Genomic DNA, 17,443 nt, shown 5'->3' on the forward strand with positions numbered 1-17,443 from the left:
TAGGGAAGACGTGGATTTGGCCACCGAGGCGATGCTCGATGACGATGCGAACGAGCCGATGATCGACGATGTGCAAAGCTCGATGGATACGCGCAACATCGCGATCGACAAGGTCGGGATCAAGGGCATTCGCCATCCGGTCCGGGTGCGGGATCGATCTCAAGGCGAGCAACACACCATCGCCACCTTCGATATGTATGTCGAGCTTCCCCATAGCTTCAAAGGAACGCATATGTCGCGTTTCGTGGCCATCCTCAACAACCATGAATACGAGATCAGCGTTCGCTCCTTCCGCGACATGCTGACCGAGATGGTGACAGTGCTCGAAGCCGACTCCGGGTATATCGAGATGCACTTTCCCTATTTCATCCGCAAGAGCGCCCCGATCAGCAAAGTGGCGAGTTTGATGGACTACGATGTGAGCCTGATCGGCCGGATCGATGCCGACGGTCCGCGAACGGAAGTCAAGGTGCTGGTCCCCGTTACCAGCCTTTGCCCTTGCTCCAAGAAGATCTCCCGCTACGGCGCCCACAACCAACGATCCCATATCACCGTGCAAGCCCGCACCCGAGGATGGATGTGGATAGAGGAGTTGATCGATATCGTCGAGTCGGAGGCTTCGTGCGAACTATTCGGCCTGCTCAAACGACCCGACGAGAAATTCGTCACCGAACGAGCCTACGAAAACCCGAAATTCGTCGAGGATATGGTGCGCGATGTGGCCCAACGTCTGAACGAGGAGGAGCGCATCGTCAGCTATGTGGTGGAGGCGGAAAATTTCGAATCGATCCACAACCATTCCGCCTATGCCTGCATCCAGCACGATCGCGAAACCGATACCGCTGCGCGGTGAACGAGCGATGCGGACTCGAACGGCCGCATCGCTTTGTCCGCCTCGGCAATATCGCCCTTTCCCTTGCGCCGATGCGCTCGTCCTCGCTTCGAAGCATCGAAGGCATCATCCTTTCGACGAGGACGACTCCCTTTGCCGGTCCTTGATCGAAGACCACAATCGTTCCAATGATTCGATGGGCTGCTTAGGGATCGGGGCATCGCCGGCGGCCGCGGCTCTCTCCTCGCGCCGGACTTCTTCTTCGAGAGCGCGGAATCTTCGCTCGAATTTTCGATTGGCGGATCGCGCCGCGACCTCCGGATCGACCCCGAGGTGGCGCGCAAGGTTGACGAGGGTGAAGAACATATCCCCGATCTCTTCCTCGATCGACGCTTTTTCCCCCGAGGCGACGGCTTCGGCGAGTTCTTCCTTCTCCTCGGCGAGTTTGTCGAGCACCCCTTGCGCATCCGACCAATCGAATCCGCATCGTGCGGCTCGGCTTTGGAGCTTGGTCGCCTTGGAAAGGGCGGGAAGAGCGACCGGAATGCCATCGAGATGGCTTCGCATCGACGGATCCGCCGAACGCTCGGCCGCTTTCATCGTCTCCCACGATGCAATCTGCTGTTGCGCATCCGGCATCCTCTCGTGCCGAAAAACATGCGGATGGCGGCGCACCATCTTGTCGATGATCGCGCTCACCACATCATCGAAATCGAATATCCCCGCCTCGCGAGCGAGCTGCGCATGAAAAACCACCTGAAAAAGCAAATCGCCGAGTTCGTCCGCAAGATCGTCGGCACAATCGCGTTCGATCGCATCGGCCACTTCATAAGCCTCCTCGATGGTATAGGGCGCGATGGTGCGAAAAGTCTGCTCCCGATCCCAAGGGCATCCGCTCTTCGGATCGCGCAATCGCATCATGATCCCCAACAGCTCATCCATTCGACTCATCGATCACCGCTCCCTTTTACCAAAGCGCGATTCGCTCGCACCGATCCGCCGCGCCGGCATCCCGGCTTCAAAGGAATCGCCGCCGCCGGCCTTCTCGCGGCCACCTTGGCGGGTTGCACCCTATCCTCGGTCGCCGGCTCGCCCGGGGCGGCCCCCGAAGCGGAAGTATCGATCATCGAGGCCGACCAAGGAGATTCGGAGCCGGTGATCACCATCCGGACCCCGGCGACGCCCCCCGTTTGCCCGGCGATGGAATTTCCCCGAGAACATCGCGATCGCTTCGAGCGCGCGGAGAAGGATCCGCCGCGCAGCGCAAAGGCATGGGAAGCGCTACAGGCCACGCTCGGCGACTATCCCCTTTTGCCTTATATCGAATATGCCCGCCTGCGAAGGGATATCTCGAGCGCATCGAATGCGTCGATCGAATCCTTCCTCGAACGTCACGCAGGCGGACCGGTGGAGAAATGGATACGCGAGCGTTGGTTGGAGAAACTGGCAAAGCGCGGGGATTGGCAGCGATTCGTGCGGTGGTATTCGGATGATGCACCGACCACCCTTCGCTGCCACCACGCATCGGCGCTGTACGAGACCGGCCAACATCGGCGCGCCCTCGACGAAGCCGAAGATCTATGGCTTTTCGGTCAATCGCGCCCCAAAGCCTGCGATCCGATCTTCGAGGTCTATCTTTCCTCGGATCGATTCTCCGACGATATCGCATGGCAGCGCATCGGCCTTGCGATGGAAAAAGGCAGCCTTGACTTGGTTCGCTACTTGGAGCGATTCCTCGGCGATGAGGATCGACGCCTGTCGACATTGTGGCGACGATTGCATCGCAAGCCGAACGAAGTCGCCCAAGCGCAAGTAAACGAGAACTCCGATCGAGCCCAAGAGGTCCTGCGCCATGTCATCGAACGCCTTGCGCGCAACGAACCCTTGGCCGCCGCCGAGGCCCTGCGCCGACTCGAAGAGCGCGGCCTTGCCGGGGAGACGGTGCGGGCCGCCGCCATCCGTCGGATCGCGCTCACCTTCGCCTTGCGGCGAGACCGCCGCGCCCTGCAATGGATGCCGCTTGTCGATCCCGCCCCCGACGATCACCGACTGCTGCGCTGGCGGGTGGCGAGTGCGGCTTTGCACGAACAATGGCCTGCGGTCCTCGAGGGCATCGCGATCATGCCGAGCGATGAGCGCATGCGCGAACGCTGGCTTTGGTGGAAAGCCCGAGCGCTGGAGGAAACGGGAGAGGAAAAAAGCGCTCGACGCATCTTCGAATCCCTGGCCAAGAAGCGAGACTACTACGGCTTTTTGGCGGCGGACCGTATCGATGCGAGCTATCGCTTCAACCACGAGCCCATCGCTCCCGATGCCGAGACGGTGAGCCGGGTCGCAAATCTCGCCCCGACCCGCCGCGCCCTCGAGCTGATGCGTTTGGGTCGCTCGACGGCGGCGCGAAGAGAATGGCAATTCCTGCTACGGGGCCTCGACGAGGAAGAGACCCTTGCGGCCTCGTGGATCGCCGGCTGCACAAACTGGCATGGACGGGCGATCGCCACCATCGCCCGCATCAAGCAATGGGACGACCTCGAACTGCGCTTCCCCTTGCCCTATCGCAAAACCATCGACGAGCGGGCGATGCGCCATGATCTATCGAGCGCCGTGATCTTCGCCCTCATCCGACAAGAAAGCGCCTTCATCCCCGATATCCGATCGGGAGCGGGGGCGGTGGGGCTGATGCAGATCATGCCGAAAACCGGGCAGTCGATCGCTCGCTCGCTCGGAGTTTCGTGGCGGGGAACGAACCAGCTCCTTTCGCCTTCGACCAATCTCGACTTCGGCAGTTATTACCTGCGACGGATGCTGAACTCGACGAAGGGGAGCCTGCCCTTGGCCGCCGCCTCCTATAACGCGGGGCTAAGAAGGGTGAAGACTTGGCTGCCGAAGGACGATTCGATCGATGCCATCGCTTGGATCGACAATATCCCCTTCACCGAGACCCGACGTTATGTGCGTCGGGTGCTGACATACTCCGCGATTTACGAATATCGGCTGGGGCTACCCATCACCCCCTTGAGAGATCGCCTATCCGAGGTGCCCCGACAAGGCGGAATCTGAATCAGGTGAATCAAGTCCATCGATGCGGGCAAAAAAGCCCACCCTTTCATCGCTTGCGCGAGGATCGAAGGGGAAATATCGAAGGAAAAGCCATCGAACGGATATCTAAGGTAAGTGGCTCATGCCCGGCAGCCCCGGCAAGAAGATATGCCCTTGGTGGAGACAAAAGCCGAGCCATTTCATCAAGAACCGATTCATCCGCCACTTGCGTTCGAGTTCCGGGGTCGGGCTCGGTGACTTCGCCGAGGATCGAGGGTCGTGATCGAGGCGAAACGACGATCGGCGATTTTGCGAAATCAACTCCGCCGCCCGGGCATCGTGATAGATATGGATACGGGCATTCGGCTCGAGCACGCCTCGCCCCTCGTCGAGGCCTTTGCGGGATCGGCCTTTTTCGCAAGCCGGCCCATCGACACCCCTCTTTTCTCGGCAATCCTCATCGATGGCGGCGGGGGAAAGGCGATAGGTCAAATTCACCACCGTCGTATAGCGCCGGTGCTCGATGATCCGAAGATAGAGATCCTGCGCCCCGACGACCCTTGAAATCAGCAAGATATCCCGCGGCGAGAACGATCTCTCACCCCCCGAAGGAGGGTCGGACGCCACCGCCAAGCGATGAAGGCGATCTCTTCGCCCCAGCAGTTCGTCGATATCGGGAAGCAGGGTGATCATACGAACGTAATTCGCCTCGCAAGTGCGGATAAGGCCGGCGATATCGCGCTTGACGAAGCGATTCGAGGATGGAGCGTTTCGGTATCCGCCGAATGAGCGCGGCGCTCTCGTCTTCATCGACGATCCTCGCTCCGGCCTATCTCTCATGATGAATATCCATAGTCGATCCTCTTTGGAGGAAATCCTCGTCGAAATCGCAAAGAAAAAAAGAAGTGTATCGGGTCAACGAGGGGGTTCGAGTCTCGATCTTTTGGATACCCGACAACCCCTCTTTTCATTTCTCGAACCCGCCATCAAGTGCGCGATTGTCCTATAAAAGAACGAAGGAGCGTCCGGAATCGATCCCATTCGAAGGAGGGACCCGGATCGCTTTTGCGCCCCGGAGCGATATCGCTGTGACCGACGATACGCGCCGGTGAAATCGCAGGCCATCGATGCATCAATAGACCGCAAAGCGAGGCGAGGGTATCGTACTGCGCCGAGGTATAGTGAATGAAATCGCTCCCTTCGAGCTCGATCCCGATCGAAAAATCGTTGCAATCACGCCGTCCTTGCCAAGAGGATAAACCGGCATGCCACGCCCGCTTCGACAGGGCCACGAATTGCACCACCTCGCCCTCTCGCCGGATCAGAAGATGGGCCGATACCCGCAAATCCGAGATGGTGGAAAAGTATTCATGCTCATGCGCATCCAAACGATTGCAAAAAAGGGCTTCGATCCACGGTCCGCCGAATTCCCCCGGAGGCAGGCTGATGCCATGCACCACGATCAGATCGGGGGCGCAATCCGGTGGGCGCACATCGAAATTCGGCGAGGGCGCATACCTCGCCCCCGACACCCACTCTCCTGCCTCGTCCAAGCTCAAAGGCACAGTCTGTACCCGGATTCGGCGAAGGTCCTCACCATCTCTCGTTTGGAAAGGGACTCGCCGGATGCGGCGTTTCCATCCAACCCCCGGCGATAAACCCCTTGGAGGATGGCCGCAAAACGAAAGCAGGAAAAAGCGAGATAGAAATTCCAATGGGGAATTCGCATCGAGGTCTTCTCGAAAGTCTCGTTCGAAGGAGCACCCTCCAAACCCCGGCCTTTCAGATAATGCTCGATGATCTCATGCTCATCGGGAATTCCCGTTATCGCTCTCCCGGGCGATTCGAGCATGGAATAACCCGGCACATCGTGATGAAAGGCCATACAAACATAAGCAAGATCCGCAAGGGGATCGCCGACGGTCGCCAGTTCCCAATCCAGCACCCCGATAAGACGAGGCTCGTGCAAGGCAAAAAGCAGATTGCCCAAACGATAATCCCCGTGGACCAAACTCGCCCTTCTCATCTTTTCGAAGATCGTCGTCGAGTCGGGAGCCCCGCTCAAATACTCGATGTAATAGTCTTGCAGGTATTCGGCCAGTCGATCCATGATCTTGATATCATCCGTGCGACTCGCCTCGTACTGCTTCGTCCAGCGCCGCAGCTGACGCCCCAGATAATCCCCGGGGCGAACGAGATCCAAAAGCCCCGCCTTTTCGATATCCACCGAGTGGATCGCAGCCAGCCCGGCCGCAGCGGCAAGGATCAAGGCCCGGCGTTCGGCGACGGAAACCCGAGGCAGGCGAGGGTCGACGAAGACCCTGCCATCCAAATAATCCATCAAATAAAAGGCGGTGCCGATCACCGAGTCATCCTCGCACAACCCTAAAACGGCAGGCACGGGCACCTCGGTCAAGGCCAACGACGAGAGAATACGGTATTCGCGCTCGATCCGATGAGCGGTGGGAAGCAGCATCCCCGGGGGCTTCTTGCGCAAGACGACCCGCCGCTTCGGGGATTCGATCAGATAGGTCGGATTGGACTGCCCGCCTTCGAACTGCCTGATATCGAGACCTCGACCGAAGCCCTCGAGATGTCTTGCAAGCCAATCATCCAAACGCGCCTCGTCGATGGCGTGAACCCCGGTCGCCGGCGACAATATCGGGATCGCAGGTGCGGTTTCTTTCGATCCGATGCCTTCGCTCGTCGCTCCCATCGAGCCTTGCGGCCCGGGCTCGGTTTTCGAAGCGCCGAGAATCCGGATCTTCTCGCTCATATCCGGTTTTTCTTCGATATGGTGCCGGTGAGTGGACTTGAACCACCGACCTGCTGATTACGAATCAGCTGCTCTGCCAACTGAGCTACACCGGCAAAAATGGCTGGCAAGACGGACATCTCATATCCGATATCACGATATCCGGCGCAATCTGATGATGGTCTCGATTCCATCGATGGCGGTGCCCGGCGGCAAGTCGGGCAGACCGTTCAATCGAATGGTCCCGGGGGCGATATCGATCAAAAGCCCCGATTCCACATCATGAAAATGATCGTGATTCGAAGTATTGGAATCATAGAACACCCGGCTTCGATCCACGAGGACTTTGCGGAGCAGACCCTTGCGCACGAAAAGCCCCAAGGTGTTGTAGATCGTCGCCTTCGAGACCTGCGCATCTTGCTTGACAAGGGCTCTTCGCAACTCATCGACGCTGATATGACATGGACGATGCAGTAGATGGGCGGCGATGGTCAAGCGCTGCTTCGTGGGATTGACCCCGCGCTCTTGCAGCAAAGAGGCGAGCGCCTCGCGATCGGCCTTCGTCGAGACCGCATCGGCCTTTCTCCTCATTTTGCCACTTCGAGTCGGTTTCTTCATCGATCGTTCTTCGACGGCGATGTCTTGTCGGACGAATGCGAGGAATCAACCCCGCCTTGCTATCTGCCCGCCAAAAAACGGACTTGCAAGGTCGCACCGAGATCATAGAGTACAACAACTCGCCCACCCGTCGACACGAGTTCCAAGGGTTTCGGCCTCGCTTTCCCCAAACATCGCCCCTTCGACATGATCGCTCAATCGTCGATGGCCCGGCCGATCGCTTCGTTCGAAGGGCATCGATAGCCCCTAGGCCAGCTCCTTCGGCAGCGAAAAGATCACGTTTTCGCTCGTCGTTTCTTGCGCACCGACCGGTTGCCCTCCCCACTCGACGAGACGGTCAACCACCTCTTGCACCAACCCTTCCGGTGCGGAAGCACCCGCCGTCACCCCCACTCTACCCGCCCCTTCGAACCACCGGGGATCGAGCTCGCCCGCGGTATCGACCAAATGGGACGATGGGCAAAAACGAGCGGCGATCTCGCGCAGTCGGCTGGAATTGGAACTGTTGACGGAGCCGACCACGACGAAGACATCGCAGTCGGGGGCGATGCGCTTGACGGCATTTTGCCGGTTCTGCGTCGCATAGCAAATATCGCTTTTGCGCGGCCCTCGTATCGCGGGAAAACGCTCCTTCAAGGCGGCGATGATCTCGGCGGCATCGTCGACGGAAAGGGTGGTCTGGGTGATATAGGCAAGACGTTCCGGATCTTCGACCTCGAGCGCGGCCACATCCTCGGATGATTCGAGCAGGTGAATCCCGCGAGAACGAGCCCCATCGCCGATCGAGGCCTCATCGAACTGACCCAAGGTGCCCTCGACTTCGGGATGACCCGCATGTCCGATGAGGATGCATTCGAGCCCCTCTTTTTGATAACGCGAGACTTCGACGTGCACCTTGGTCACCAAGGGGCAAGTGGCATCGAATACCTGCAAACCGCGTCGGGCCGCTTCCTTGCGCACTTCCTTGGAAACGCCATGAGCACTGAAAATGACGATCGACCCGTTGGGGATCTCGTCGAGTTCATCGACGAAAATCGTACCCTTTTTGGATAGATCCTCGACCACCGACCGATTATGCACGACCTCGTGTCGAACATAGATCGGGGCGCCGAATTTCTCCAATGCCCGATCCACGATATCGATGGCCCGTTCCACCCCGGCGCAAAAACCGCGGGGAGTGGCAAGCACGATCTCCATTGACAAAACCTCGCATGGCAGGACGGCAAAGGCGAAATTCTACGCGATGATCGAAATACGCTTCGCCCAAGTCGCATTCCGTGGATAAAAAGCGGCTCTTCGAAAAGATGCGGCGGCCTTTCGATCTTCGCTTCATCCCTTGCGTCATCGAAGCGCATGGATTTTCCGATCGACGATTCAATCCTCGGAATCCGAATTCGGCCGCAATGTGCAGATCATCAGTAACACCACTCCGATGCAAATCGCGCTATCGGCCACATTGAACGCCGGCCAATGCCGGCCTGCGACATGCACATCGATGAAGTCGATCACCGCTCCGAGATGGATCCGATCGATCATGTTGCCGATCGCACCGCCGAGCAGGAGCGAGAGCGCGCATGACATGAGGCGCTGATTTCGGGGCATCGTATAAAGCCAACGCACGACCAAAGCGCTCACCGCCAAGGCCAAGCCGATGAAAAGCCCGCGCTGCCAACCGCCGGCGGTGCTGAGAATGCTGAAAGCGGCACCGGGGTTGTAGGCGAGCACGAGGTTGAGCATCGGGGCCAAGGCTTTGGGAGCCAAAGGATCGATCCAAAGAAGCGCGGCGATTTTCGTCAGCTGATCCGCAATCACCACCGCCAGCGAACACCACAGCCATTTCAACGCCCCGCGGGATGTCGGAGGCGCATCCGGCGGCGCATCCGCTCGGATATCGGACAGTTCCGCGGTCGAACCGTCTTTGTCGATGGAGGGCTGCACGGATTTTTCCTCACCCATCGGCTTTGGCCCGGTTTTCAAGGATCGAGCGAGCATCGGCGCTATCGACGACGATCTGATCTTTGAGGGCGTCCAAGGAATCGAATTTCCGATCCCCTCGGATGTGAGCGACAAAAACCACCTCGACATATCGACCGTAGGCATCCCCCGTCCAATCGAATACATGCACCTCGAGCACCGTATCCGTTCCCCCGACGGTCGGCCGCGGACCGACATAGGCAACCGCATCTCGCACCCGATCCCCCAAACCCTTCACCCGAACCGCATAGATCCCGAGCAGCGCCGACCGGCGGCCGCGCATCGGGAGATTCAAGGTGGGAAAACCGATGGTGCGGCCTCGAGCGTCGCCACGGCGGACGCGCCCACCGATGCTGTAATCGCGGCCGAGCAGGTCGCGGGCGAGGGCCAGATCTCCAAGCGCCAGCGCCTTTCGGACCCAAGAACTGCTGACCCGACGTTCGCGCACCGAAAAGGTCTCGATCCGCACCACTTCGAAACCTCTTTTTGCGCCGATACCGAGCAAGCGATCGAAATCCCCCTCTCCTTTATGCCCGAAACGAAAATCATCCCCCACCAGCACCGCCCGCACCCCCAAACCCTTCACCAAGACGATATCGACGAAATTCTCCCAGGTCATACGCCTTAGATGTTCGTCGAAGCGAAGCAGCAACACTCGATCCAGCGGCAAAGAGGAGAGCAAGGCGATCTTCTCGCGCAACGAAGTCAGACGAGGCGGAGCCGCCGAGGCGGAAAAGAATTCCTGCGGGGAGGGATCGAAGGTGATCAATGTCGATGGCAGGCCGTGCTCCGATGCCAGCGCATCGAGCTGATCCAGCAAAGCCCGATGCCCCCGATGCACTCCGTCATAGTTGCCTATGGTCGCTACGCAGCCACGATGCTCGGGTCGCAGGCTGTAGCGCCCGCGGATCAACTCCAATCCGGCTTTCAATCCGTCTCTTGCGTGCATTCTCGGTTTTACCGACACTGTCTTTTATCCAAGGGATCGGGTCCCCCGACGGGTTCTTTCATCGTCGGATCTCGCCAGATCTCAACGTACCGGCGAGGAGATCATACTTTGCCGTCGCTTCGAGCATCCGACACCGCCCCGCCGCCGGCGGGCATCGCAAGATGGTGAGGACGAAGACCCAAAGCCAGCATGATCAAGGCATAAACCACCGCCCCGCCGAAGACGAGAAGGGTCAATCGCAGCGCTCGCTCCGTGGCCGCCATCTCCAACCATCGAGCGACATCCCCTTGCGCAAACCACAATCCCGCGGCCAGCAAGGCGTTGGCGATGAACACCCGCGATATGAGCGCGATCCACCCCGGGCGAGGACGATAGACATCTTGCGCCAATAGACTGCGCAGCAGCAAACCGGCATTGAGGAACGCGCATACGGTGGTCGCAAGCGCAAGCCCCGCATGGGCCAACGGCTTCATCAGCAACAGGTTGAGGATCACATTCGCGACCATCGCCACCATGCCGATTCGGACCGGGGTCCGGGTATCCTGGCGCGAGAAAAAACCGGTGACGAGGACCTTGACCGCAACGAAGGCGATCAATCCCGCGGAAAAGGCGATGAGGCTGCGCACCGTCATCTGAACATCGTGCGCGGTGAAGGCTCCGTAATGAAAAAGGGAGGCGATGATGGGAACGGCCAATATCGCCAGTCCCACCGCTGCCGGCGTTGCGATCACCAATACCAATCGCAGCGCCCAGTCGATGGTGTTCGAAAAATTCGCCGGATCCAAGGTCCGGGCATGCTGGCGGGAAAGGTGGGGAAGTATGACCGTCGCCAAGGCGATCCCGAATATCCCCAGCGGAAACTCCATCATCCGATCCGAAAAATAGAGCCATGACACGCTTCCGGTCACCAAAAACGAGGCGATCACCGTATCCACGAGCAAGTTGATCTGGGAAACGGATACGCCGAAGAGGGCGGGGATCATCAGTTTGATGACCCGGCCCACCCCTTCGTGAGCCCGCCGCCATCGGGGACGCACGAACATCCCGATCGCGGCGAGGAAGGGAAACTGAAAGGCGAGCTGGACGATCCCGGCGACGAAGACCCCGACGGCCAGTGCCAATGCCGGCTGTTCGAGCACCGGAGCCAGCCAAAGAACCGCCGCGATCAAGCATAGATTCAAGAACACCGGGGTGTATGCGGGTACGGCAAAGCGACCGAATGCGTTCAGCACGCCTCCGGCGAATGCCACCAAGGAAATGAACAGGGCATAAGGGAAAGTGATCCGAACCAGCTGCACCGCCAGTTCGTATTTTTCCGGATCGGCGCTAAAACCCGGAGCGAAAACGAGGATCAACAACGGCGCCGAGACGACCCCGACCACGGTCACAATGCTTAGCCCACCGGCCAGCGCCCCGAGCACGTGGGAAAGGAGATCGCGTACGTCCTCGGGCGAACGCTGCGCTCGGTATTCGCTCAAGATGGGGACGAAGGCTTGGGAGAAGGCGCCCTCGGCGAAGAGGCGGCGCAGGAAATTCGGGATGCGAAAGGCGACGAAGAAGGCGTCGGCCCCCGCTCCGGCGCCGAAAACACGGGCGATCAGGATATCGCGCACGAAACCGAGCACCCTGGAAGCGGTGGTGCCGGCACCGACGGCCGCAACGGATTTGAGAAGGGATTGGCTCACCGTGAACCGAGGAATCGATGAATCGAAAAACGCATTACCGAGGAGGATATCGAAGAACGTCGAAAGAACGAAGCGAAATCGACATCCGAGGTATCGAATTGCGTTGCCATGGAAGCCTTGGCTGGTGCATAATACCCAGTTGACTTTGCAAATGCCCTTTTTTCGGATATTTGCAAATATCTTCGCTCGATCGATATTGTCGCATCGAATTCATGATTCGAAGGAGAGTAGAACCGGTGGCCAACAGTTCCCAAGCGAGAAAGCGTGCGCGACAGTCCGAAAAAAGACGCATGCACAATACCAGTTTGCGCTCGAGGATGCGCACCAGCATCAAGCGCATGATCCGCGCGCTCGATAGCAACGATGTCAATGGTGCACAAGAGGCTTCCAAGCGCGCATTCCCCCTGCTCGATAGCGCATCGGGGAAAAACCTCATCCATAAAAACAAGGCGGCACGGCATAAAAAACGGCTCAACGCCCGACTCAAAGCCCTCGCATCCGCCTGATCGCCCTCTTGAATAGGAGACGGCAAGGCGGTTTGCCGCCGTCCGAGCCTCGGTTCGGCGGGACTCGTCCCCGATATTGATATCGATATTGATTTTATATGGCGACGAGGGCGCCGACGAAGCCGGCTTTCGCAATATCGTCGCTTTTGCGGCCAAGGCTCGAACCCTAGAGATTCGAGCCTTGATCGCAAAGACCGCTCGGCGCTTTGTCCAAAGGCTTCGGCGATCGAGTCTTCGGCGATCGTCTTCGACATCGATTCGCTCGGGCGAAGCCCTTGATCGGGCGTTGCATCGCCAAGGCCTTCCTTTCGGCCCTCGCTACATCGTTCGAATTCCGCTTGCGCCCGTTCTTTGCGGATCATTCGGTCATCACCACCAGATTATCCCGGTGGATCAGCTCCGGATCGTTGGCATAGCCCAGTAGATCCGCTATTTTTTCGCTGCGATGGCCCATGATCCGGCGCGTTTCCTTGGCATCGTAATTCGAAAGCCCCCGAGCGATCTCGACGCCCGATGGATCGAAACAGGCAACGACCTCCCCGCGCGCGAAATCACCCGTTACCGCCCGCACCCCGACCGCCAGAAGGCTACGTCCGGACTCGAGCAGAACTTTCGCCGCCCCCTCGTCGATGGATAGACGGCCGCGCACGCTCAGCTGACCCGCCAGCCATTGTTTGCGGGCCTGCAGCGGTGCCTGCCCCGGCTCGAGACAGGTTCCGATCTCCTCGCCTTCGAACAGGCGGCGAAGCACATCGGGCTCGCGGCCGGAGACGATGCGGGTGCACGTCCCGGAACGAGCGGCCAAGGCGGCGGCCTTGAGCTTGGTCCGCATCCCGCCGCGGCCGAGCGCTCCGCCTTGCCCCGCCCCCGCTTCCAACGCCGGATCCCCCGCTTTGCCGCGGGCGATCAGTTCGGCGCTCGGATACAAGCGCGGATCCCGATCGAAAAGCCCCGGCTGATCCGTGAGGATGATCAGAAGATCCGCCTCCACCAGATTGGCCACCAAGCCTGCAAGATTATCGTTATCGCCCAAACGGATCTCGGGAGTGGCGATCGCATCGTTTTCGTTGATCACCGGCAAGACCCGGTGTCGCAACAGCTCCCGAAGCGTGCGACGGGCATTCAAATAGCGGCCGCGATTCGAAAAATCCTCGTGGGTGAGAAGAATCTGCGCGGTATGCGTATTTCGCCGTTGAAAGCACGATTCATAGACCTGCGCCAGACCCATTTGACCGACCGCCGCCACCGCCTGCAACTCGTAGATGGCCTCGGGGCGACGGACAAGCCTCAAACGGCGCATCCCCTCCGCCACCGACCCCGAGGAGACCAAGACCACATCGACCCCGCACCGGCGCAGATCGGCCATCTGCTCGACCCAGATATTGATGATGGATGGGTCCACTCCACGCCCGTCATCGGTGATCAACGCGCTGCCGATCTTGATGACCCAGCGGCCCGCTCCGCCCCTGCGCTGCGTCCTTGGCGACTCGTGCGAGGGGATCACCGATGCGATGTCGCCTCCGATCTCAAGCCCGGATTTCTCTCTCGATTCGCCGCCTTCTTGCGCTGACATCAATCGGATACCTCGAAATCGCCGGCACCGCTCGACTCGATCCTTCGCATCATCGCCTCGCTCAACGCATCCACTCCCGAGCCGGTCAGGGCCGAAATCGGATAGACGGGGAAGCGCCAGTTCAGAGCCTCCACCAGCGCCGCCACCGCAGGCTCGCGCTCGTCCGGGGGGAGAAGATCCATCTTCGACGGGACCAGCCAACGCTCTCTGCTCGCCAGCAAGCCGGATTCGAAGGATAAAAGTTCGCGCTCGATACCCCGCACTTGAGACACCGCATCGCTTTGCTCGGTGATCGGTGCGATATCGACCAGATGCAGCAAAATTCGATTACGGGAAAGATGGCGCAAAAAACGGCTGCCGAGGCCGGCGCCGGCATGAGCCCCCTCGATCAACCCCGGGATATCCGCCATCACGAAACTACGATCCGGCCCCAAACGGACCACTCCGAGCGCCGGATAGAGGGTCGTGAAGGGGTAGTCCGCCACCTTCGGGCGAGCGGCGGAGACCGCTCGGATCAAGGTCGACTTGCCGGCATTGGGTAACCCGACCAACCCCACATCCGCAAGCAATCGAAGCTCGAGTTTTAGTTCTAAGAACTGGCCTTGCTTGCCTTGCGTGGTCCGCCTCGGAGCGCGGTTGATGGATGATTTGAAGCGGGCATTGCCGAGCCCCCTCCCCCCGCCTTGCGCCACCCGCAATCGCTCGCCGGGCGCCGCCAGTTCTCCTATCGGCGAGCCGTCGGCGGCATCGAAAATCATCGTGCCCGCCGGGACCTTGATATGGCGGTCGGCGCCATCTTTGCCCGTGCGATTTTTTCCTTGACCGGGCTGCCCGTTCTCGGCTTTGAAGCGACGGGTATAGCGAAAATCGACCAAGGTATTGAGCCCGGCATCGGCGATCAACACGACATCGCCCCCGACGCCCCCGTCCCCTCCGTCCGGCCCCCCTTTGGGGATGTATTTCTCTCGCCGAAAGCTCGAACAACCATGACCACCCGCCCCCGCCTCGATCGTAATCAGCGCTTCATCGACGAATTTCATGATGGATAGGAGGTCTTCGAGGATCGCAAGATCAACCGATCATGGGCGTTCAAAGCGCTGCCGACCGAAACGAAAAACCCTGCCTCGGGCGGCAGGGTCTAGGCAAGGATCGAATGCCCCTCGACATCGGGCCGCATAACGCAGGCTGCACTCGAGTTGCGATCCGATCATTCGCATCGCCGACAAGCGCAAAGCGATGCCGATCAGGTCGCCGGGCGAACGCTTACGTATTTACGCCCCAAAGGCCCTTTGCGTTCGAAAAACACATGCCCGTCGAGGGTGGCGAAAAGCGTGTGATCGCGCCCGCAGCCGACATTCATTCCCGGATGAAAACGCGTTCCTCGTTGACGAACGATGATACCCCCGGCCTTGACTTCCTGTCCGGCGAAGAGTTTGACGCCCAACCGCTTGGAATGCGAATCGCGTCCGTTTTTACTGCTTCCGCCCGCTTTTTTATGCGCCATTTCGCTGCTCCTTGCAACTAGCCGGTCGTAATCGACCCGATTTCCAATTCCGTGAAATTCTGGCGATGGCCATGCTGCCGAAGATAGTTCTTGCGACGCTTGAATTTCACCACTTTTACCTTTTTCGAACGGCCATGGGCTCGAACGATCGCCCTCACCTTGCCACCGGACACAAAAGGGGTTCCGACTTCCACCTGCTGACCATCGCTGACCAACAGGACTTTATCGAGATCGACCTCGCTACCCTCCGTGGCATCGAGCCTTTCGACCCGCAGGCGATCCCCTTGGCTGACCCGATATTGCTTGCCGCCCGTTGCTATCACCGCATACATTGGATTGACTCCCGAAAAGAAATTCGTTTATCGACCCGACCGCCACCTCGAAATCGACGGGCGACCTCGAAAAACCAAGGTCCGCAGATACCGCCACCGACGAGTCCCGATGGCTCTTAGCGACTCGAAGCCTTGGATGGATCGCGCTGTTTCGGCGGATATCGTTTCAGCGGATAGATACCGTTCCGGTGGATAATTATAACCGGCATCGGCATCGATCTGTTCGCCCGAAATCCATCTGACTTGTAAAAGACGACATCCTCTCCCGGCAAGGTCAGTCGATCGATGGAAGGAGACAAGAAAAGGATACCGGATGCGAAATTCGATCCTCGATCCCGAATAAACCGATAATTCCCCCTCGCCGCCCCCGATACCCTTCGAAAGACGGACTTTCAACCGAAAAAACCACCGACCTCATGACCGCCACCGAATTTCACAGCCACCCCCCCACCCCCTTCCTCGATCTGGCATCGATCAGGAAGTCGGTCGAGATCGATCTCGAAGCGGTGGATCGGCTGCTTCGAAAGCACCTCGATTCCGATGTTCCCCTCGTCAACGAAATCTCCGAGCATGTCATCGCCGGCGGCGGCAAACGCCTGCGCCCGATCCTCGTCCTCCTTAGCGCCCGCGCTTGCCACCATACCGAGGACAATCTTGAAATAAACGAGCGGCATATCCGGCTTGCGGCGGTGATCGAACTCATCCACACCGCCACCTTGCTACACGATGACGTTGTCGATAGCTCGGGGATGCGACACGGACGAGAGACGGCGAATCGTCTATTCGGCAACGAAGCCTCGGTGCTGGCCGGGGATTTTCTCTATTCGCGCGCCTTCCAGCTGATGGTGGAGGTCGGCAACATCAGGATCATGGAGATCATGGCCCATACCACCAATCGGATTGCCGAGGGCGAAGTGATGCAGCTGATCAATTGTCGCGATCCCGATACCACCGAGGCCGGCTATTTCGAGATCATCGGTCGCAAAACCGCCGATCTTTTCGCAGCGGCGGCGCGCATCGGGGCGATCTGCGCCGAAGCCATGCCTGCGCAGGAGGATGCGATGGCCCGCTACGGCCATCACTTGGGGATTGCCTACCAGCTCATCGACGATATCCTGGACTATCCGGTGAACGATGGCCAAGGGCTCGGCAAGAATGCCGGCGACGACTTGGCCGAGGGCAAACCCACCTTGCCCCTGATTCACGCCATCCGCGAAAGCGATCCTCGAAATGCGGACATTCTGCGAGAAGCCGTCACGAGCAGCCGACTCGATGCCATCGAGGAAGTTCTGGCGATCATTGAATCTGCGGGGTCGATCGCCTACACTTCGCAGATTGCGACGGAGCATGCGAGCCTTGCGGAGCGAGCGTTGCTCGAGATACCGGATTCTCGCCGGCGAGAAACCCTGCGAGGGCTTGCAAAGTTCGCGGTCAATCGTCGCACCGACTGATCGGCGTATCCAAAGGTCGCCGAGGATTCGCTCAAGCGCTAAAATATTCGGGGTGTAGCTCAGCCTGGTAGAGCACTGCCTTCGGGAGGCAGGGGTCGGAGGTTCAAATCCTCTCACCCCGACCATTCAAAAAGGCCCTTGACGGGGCCTTTTATTTTTCGCCGATCTCAATTCGCAACGATACCCGCTAACGTCAAGACGATCGCTCGAGATTGTTCGGGCTCT

The 17,443-nt window shown here is 59.3% G+C and carries 17 protein-coding genes and 2 tRNA genes; 5 read left to right on the top strand and 14 right to left on the bottom strand.

Annotated features, from left to right (window positions below):
* Positions 1–31: 31 nt before the first annotated feature.
* Positions 32–853, top strand: a complete 822-nt coding sequence (folE2, locus tag BF99_RS0114755; RefSeq protein WP_025771545.1) for a GTP cyclohydrolase FolE2 — start codon at positions 32–34, stop codon at positions 851–853.
* A 105-nt stretch (positions 854–958) separates the two neighbouring features.
* Here the strand turns inward: folE2 and mazG are convergent, their stop codons facing one another.
* Complete coding sequence (gene mazG, locus BF99_RS0114765; RefSeq protein WP_038098545.1) at positions 959–1,783, bottom strand: nucleoside triphosphate pyrophosphohydrolase; 825 nt, start codon at positions 1,781–1,783, stop codon at positions 959–961.
* A gap of 105 nt (positions 1,784–1,888) precedes the next feature.
* Between mazG and BF99_RS0114775 the strand changes: the two genes are divergently transcribed.
* A complete protein-coding gene (locus BF99_RS0114775; protein ID WP_197019175.1) occupies positions 1,889–3,892 on the top strand; it encodes a transglycosylase SLT domain-containing protein in 2,004 nt (667 codons plus the stop codon).
* Positions 3,893–3,997: 105 nt separating this feature from the next.
* On the opposite strand, the gene BF99_RS0114780 is transcribed toward BF99_RS0114775, so the two are convergent.
* The 9 genes from BF99_RS0114780 to murJ form a co-directional block, all read right to left on the bottom strand.
* Complete coding sequence (locus tag BF99_RS0114780; RefSeq protein ID WP_231471402.1) at positions 3,998–4,681, bottom strand: DUF1249 domain-containing protein; 684 nt, start codon at positions 4,679–4,681, stop codon at positions 3,998–4,000.
* A 176-nt stretch (positions 4,682–4,857) separates the two neighbouring features.
* Entirely contained in the window at positions 4,858–5,430 is a 573-nt protein-coding gene (gene ampD, locus BF99_RS0114790; protein WP_025771550.1) for a 1,6-anhydro-N-acetylmuramyl-L-alanine amidase AmpD, read from the bottom strand.
* The gene (locus BF99_RS0114795; RefSeq protein WP_025771551.1) at positions 5,427–6,647 is read right to left on the bottom strand and encodes a phosphotransferase; all 1,221 of its coding nucleotides are present in this window, start codon (positions 6,645–6,647) and stop codon (positions 5,427–5,429) included. Before BF99_RS0114795 ends, ampD begins: the two co-directional genes overlap by 4 nt.
* Positions 6,648–6,666: 19 nt before the next feature.
* Positions 6,667–6,742, bottom strand: a tRNA-Thr gene (locus BF99_RS0114800).
* Positions 6,743–6,779: 37 nt separating this feature from the next.
* The gene (locus tag BF99_RS0114805; RefSeq protein WP_025771552.1) at positions 6,780–7,217 is read right to left on the bottom strand and encodes a Fur family transcriptional regulator; all 438 of its coding nucleotides are present in this window, start codon (positions 7,215–7,217) and stop codon (positions 6,780–6,782) included.
* 273 nt (positions 7,218–7,490) lie between these two features.
* The gene (gene ispH, locus BF99_RS21100) at positions 7,491–8,441 is read right to left on the bottom strand and encodes a 4-hydroxy-3-methylbut-2-enyl diphosphate reductase (RefSeq protein ID WP_038098548.1); all 951 of its coding nucleotides are present in this window, start codon (positions 8,439–8,441) and stop codon (positions 7,491–7,493) included.
* Between the two features lie 177 nt (positions 8,442–8,618).
* Entirely contained in the window at positions 8,619–9,200 is a 582-nt protein-coding gene (gene lspA, locus BF99_RS0114815) for a signal peptidase II (protein WP_081759296.1), read from the bottom strand.
* Positions 9,193–10,167, bottom strand: a complete 975-nt coding sequence (locus BF99_RS0114820) for a bifunctional riboflavin kinase/FAD synthetase (protein WP_231471403.1) — start codon at positions 10,165–10,167, stop codon at positions 9,193–9,195. Before BF99_RS0114820 ends, lspA begins: the two co-directional genes overlap by 8 nt.
* Before the next feature lie 101 nt (positions 10,168–10,268).
* Positions 10,269–11,852: a murein biosynthesis integral membrane protein MurJ gene (gene murJ / locus BF99_RS0114825; protein WP_025771555.1), complete on the bottom strand. Its 1,584-nt coding sequence runs from the start codon at positions 11,850–11,852 to the stop codon at positions 10,269–10,271.
* Positions 11,853–12,088: 236 nt separating this feature from the next.
* On the opposite strand from murJ, the gene rpsT reads away from it, so the two are divergent.
* Positions 12,089–12,358 (top strand): 30S ribosomal protein S20, encoded by a 270-nt coding sequence (gene rpsT, locus BF99_RS22620; protein ID WP_081759298.1) that lies wholly within the window; start codon positions 12,089–12,091, stop codon positions 12,356–12,358.
* 358 nt (positions 12,359–12,716) lie between these two features.
* On the opposite strand, the gene proB is transcribed toward rpsT, so the two are convergent.
* The 4 genes from proB to rplU form a co-directional block, all read right to left on the bottom strand.
* Positions 12,717–13,931 carry a glutamate 5-kinase gene (gene proB, locus BF99_RS0114835; RefSeq protein ID WP_025771557.1) on the bottom strand — a complete coding sequence of 405 codons (1,215 nt, stop codon included), beginning with the start codon at positions 13,929–13,931 and terminating at the stop codon, positions 12,717–12,719.
* Positions 13,931–14,971, bottom strand: coding sequence for an Obg family GTPase CgtA (cgtA, locus tag BF99_RS0114840; protein WP_025771558.1), 1,041 nt, complete (start codon positions 14,969–14,971; stop codon positions 13,931–13,933). The genes proB and cgtA overlap by 1 nt, the downstream gene beginning before the upstream one ends.
* Before the next feature lie 203 nt (positions 14,972–15,174).
* Positions 15,175–15,435: a 50S ribosomal protein L27 gene (rpmA, locus tag BF99_RS0114845; RefSeq protein ID WP_025771559.1), complete on the bottom strand. Its 261-nt coding sequence runs from the start codon at positions 15,433–15,435 to the stop codon at positions 15,175–15,177.
* Between the two features lie 17 nt (positions 15,436–15,452).
* Entirely contained in the window at positions 15,453–15,767 is a 315-nt protein-coding gene (gene rplU / locus BF99_RS0114850) for a 50S ribosomal protein L21 (RefSeq protein ID WP_025771560.1), read from the bottom strand.
* 416 nt (positions 15,768–16,183) lie between these two features.
* Here rplU and BF99_RS0114860 point away from each other — a divergent pair, with 416 nt between their 5' ends.
* Together BF99_RS0114860 and BF99_RS0114865 are read left to right on the top strand one after the other, a co-directional pair.
* Positions 16,184–17,218 (top strand): polyprenyl synthetase family protein, encoded by a 1,035-nt coding sequence (locus BF99_RS0114860; protein ID WP_025771561.1) that lies wholly within the window; start codon positions 16,184–16,186, stop codon positions 17,216–17,218.
* A gap of 48 nt (positions 17,219–17,266) precedes the next feature.
* Positions 17,267–17,343: transfer RNA gene (locus BF99_RS0114865), tRNA-Pro, on the top strand.
* The last annotated feature ends 100 nt before the right edge of the window (positions 17,344–17,443 follow it).

The organism is Thioalkalivibrio sp. HK1 (assembly GCA_000583135.1).
Taxonomy (GTDB): domain Bacteria; phylum Pseudomonadota; class Gammaproteobacteria; order HK1; family HK1; genus HK1.